At 46.2% G+C, this 2,767-nt stretch carries 3 protein-coding genes; all 3 read right to left on the reverse strand.

The features are described from left to right. Positions 1–33 precede the first annotated feature (33 nt). The 3 genes from Q0338_RS05880 to fliM all read right to left on the reverse strand — a co-directional run bounded on the left by Q0338_RS05880 (position 34) and on the right by fliM (position 2,703). The gene (locus Q0338_RS05880) at positions 34–630 is read right to left on the reverse strand and encodes a TIGR00730 family Rossman fold protein (protein WP_298085945.1); all 597 of its coding nucleotides are present in this window, start codon (positions 628–630) and stop codon (positions 34–36) included. Between the two features lie 152 nt (positions 631–782). Next, positions 783–1,622 (reverse strand): flagellar motor switch protein FliY, encoded by an 840-nt coding sequence (fliY, locus tag Q0338_RS05885; RefSeq protein WP_298085946.1) that lies wholly within the window; start codon positions 1,620–1,622, stop codon positions 783–785. Beyond that, a complete protein-coding gene (gene fliM / locus Q0338_RS05890; protein WP_298085947.1) occupies positions 1,612–2,703 on the reverse strand; it encodes a flagellar motor switch protein FliM in 1,092 nt (363 codons plus the stop codon). The genes fliY and fliM overlap by 11 nt, the downstream gene beginning before the upstream one ends. Between the last annotated feature and the right edge of the window lie 64 nt (positions 2,704–2,767).

Genomic DNA, 2,767 nt, shown 5'->3' on the forward strand with positions numbered 1-2,767 from the left:
GTCCTCAAAATTTATAAAATTTAGCGCACTCGCCTAGTCTAAAATCCGCAAAATTTCATCTCGCACGGCGTCTAGATCATCACTGATCGTATAAAGCGACAGATCCTCCTCGCTGACGGCTTTTTCGCGTATCAGCGTGGTTTTGATGAAATCATCAAGCTTGCCCCAAAACTCGCTTCCGATGAGGAAAATTTTGGTTTTTTTAGCTCCGATTTGCGCGAGTACCAGGATCTCAAACAGCTCGTCAAGCGTCCCAAAGCCGCCCGGAAACACCAAAAACGCGCTCGAGCGCTCGATGAGGGCAAATTTGCGAGCGGATAAATTTGAAAAAACGAAGTTGCTCGTGGCGTATCTGTTCGTCACCTGCTCAAACGGAAGCACGATATTTAGGCCCACGGACGGACTTTTGCCGCTCTCGTACGCTCCTTTGTTCGCAGCCTCCATCACGCCAGGTCCCCCGCCGCTAACGACCGCGAAACCGCCGTCGGCAAGCTCTTTTGCGAGGCTAAAAGCCATTTTACAGTATTTGCTGTTTTCGTCAAATCTAGCCGAGCCGAAAAACGTAACGCTAGGATTTTTATAAGTCGCAAAATCCCTAAATTTGGCCAGATCGTTTAAAATTTCATCCATTATTTCTCTTTGCGGTTAAATTTGCGCTCGCGGGGTTAAATTTACGCGCCGTAGTTCTGTGTTCAAATTTGAGCAAATACCGTCAAATTTGAAAAAAGGCGCGCCCGAGCTAAAGCGAGGCTAAATTTAGCCTCTTATTTCTAAATTTAACCTTATCTAAGCTGCTCGAGGCGCTCTTTTTTCGTGCCGATCTGAGTGATCTGGATGCCGAAGTTGCCGTCCACGATGACGACCTCGCCTAGAGCTACGACCTTGTCGCTGATTAGAATTTCTAGCGGGTCGTTTGCGAGCTGATTTAGCTCGATGACCGAGCCTATATCCATCGTGAGCACGTCTTTTAGTAGCATTCTTTTAGAGCCGATGCGCACGTGAAGCGGCAGGCGCACGTCCATGATGAGCCCGATATTTCGCATCTCTTCGGCGCTTAGATCGCTTTTTGCAGCAGCTGCTTGCTGTGCGGCGGGGTCTTTTTGATCTTTGTTAAAAAATTTAACTAACGAAAAATCAAGCACGATAGCGATATGCTCGCTGATGTCGCCGATTTTTACGGAGTAGATGTAGATTTTTTCAAACGCGCTTACGTCTAAATTTGCGCTCTCGTCGAGAAAATTTACCTTCGCAACCTCGAAATTTAGCTTCGGCATGCCTTTTTGCGCGCCAAGGCTCGTAGAAAATGCGCCCATGATATTTGAAAACACCTCTTTAGCGGCATCCAGCTCGTCCTCGCTTAGATTTTCGTTGCGCGAGATCTCTTCTTCTCCAAGCATCCATTCGCCGATCGCGCTCATCAGTACCGGCGTGGCTACTAGTATCATCTTTGCCGTCGTATCGCCGCTAACGGCTATGTTTGCAACGGCTAGAGGCGGCTTTATGCCTTCTTGCTTAGGCGCGTCGTATTCGTTTCTCTCGCCTATCTCAGGCGTTCTGCCCGTTAGTCCCTCGATCGTAGCCTTTACTTCATTTACGAAAATTTTCAAAAAATCATTCATCATCTTCACCCTCGCCTAATATATTATCCTCATCCTCTTCGTTTTCTTGATCGTAGCTCATTAGCTTGGCTTTGCGCTCTTCTTCGTACTGCTCGAGGATGTTTTTGATCTCGTCCTTGTCGCTTCTGATTAGCTCTTCTATGCGGATAGATTTTCTAAATCTATGCAGCCCGACCTCAGCCAAAAATACCTCTTTTTTATCGATCGTGACGATAGCTTTGTCGTTTGCCGAGCGGTCAAGGCGCAGTATGTCGCCCTCTTTTAAATTTAAAAACTCATTGACGCTAACGACGCTTTTACCCAGTATCGCCTCATATAGCACCTCAGCGCGCCCGATCAGCGTTTTTAGCTCTTTGTTTCGGCTCTTTTTCGCGCTCGTTTCGCCAAGCATTATATCGCGGTTGGCTAGGCGGCTTAAGATCGGTTCGAGATAGATAACTGGATAGCAGATATTTATCATGCCGCTTGAGTTGCCTACGATGATCTCCATGACGACCATTATCACGATCTCGTTTTGGCTGACGATTTGCACGACGTTTGGACTGCTTTCTTTAGCCTCGACGTTTGGGTACATATCGGTGATCATCGACCAGCTCTCTTTTAGGCGCTGCATCATCATCCTTAGGATTGCGTCGAGCAAATTTACCTCGATATCGGTTAGCTCCCTGCTGGTCTCAAATCCCTCGCCGTTGCCGCCTAGCAAGCGATCTATCATCGGAAACGCGATGCTTGGGTTTATCTCCAAAACGCAGTTGCCGTCAAGCGGCTTGATCGAAAAGACGTTAAAGCTAGTAGGACTCGGCAAACTCATCAAAAACTCGCCGTAGGTCATCTGGTCGACGCTGTGCAGGCGGATCTCCACGATACTTCTCATAACGCTTGAAATTTGAGAAGCCAAATTCCTCGCAAGCTTGTCGTGTATGCCCTTTATCGCGCGCAGTTGTTCCTTGCTGACGCGGTTTGGGCGTTTAAAATCGTAAATTATTACTTGCTGCTGTTCTTCTTTTTTTGATTTTTCTATATTCTTATCGTTCACAATAAGGTTTAATAAAGAACCTTCTTCTTTTTTATCACAAGTATCAATCTCTTTTATCTTATTCTGTTCTTTTTCTATTTCTTTTTCTAAATATTTTATTCTACTTTTTACT

The sequence above is a fragment of the uncultured Campylobacter sp. genome, from assembly GCF_938018145.1.
In the GTDB taxonomy this organism is placed as follows: Bacteria; Campylobacterota; Campylobacteria; order Campylobacterales; family Campylobacteraceae; genus Campylobacter_A.

Bases quoted from the DNA above. Each gene is read 5' to 3' on its own strand.
- Q0338_RS05880 (WP_298085945.1), bottom strand. From the start codon at position 630: ATGGATGAAATTTTAAACGATCTGGCCAAATTTAGGGATTTTGCGACT.
- fliY (WP_298085946.1), bottom strand. From the start codon at position 1,622: ATGATGAATGATTTTTTGAAAATTTTCGTAAATGAAGTAAAGGCTACG.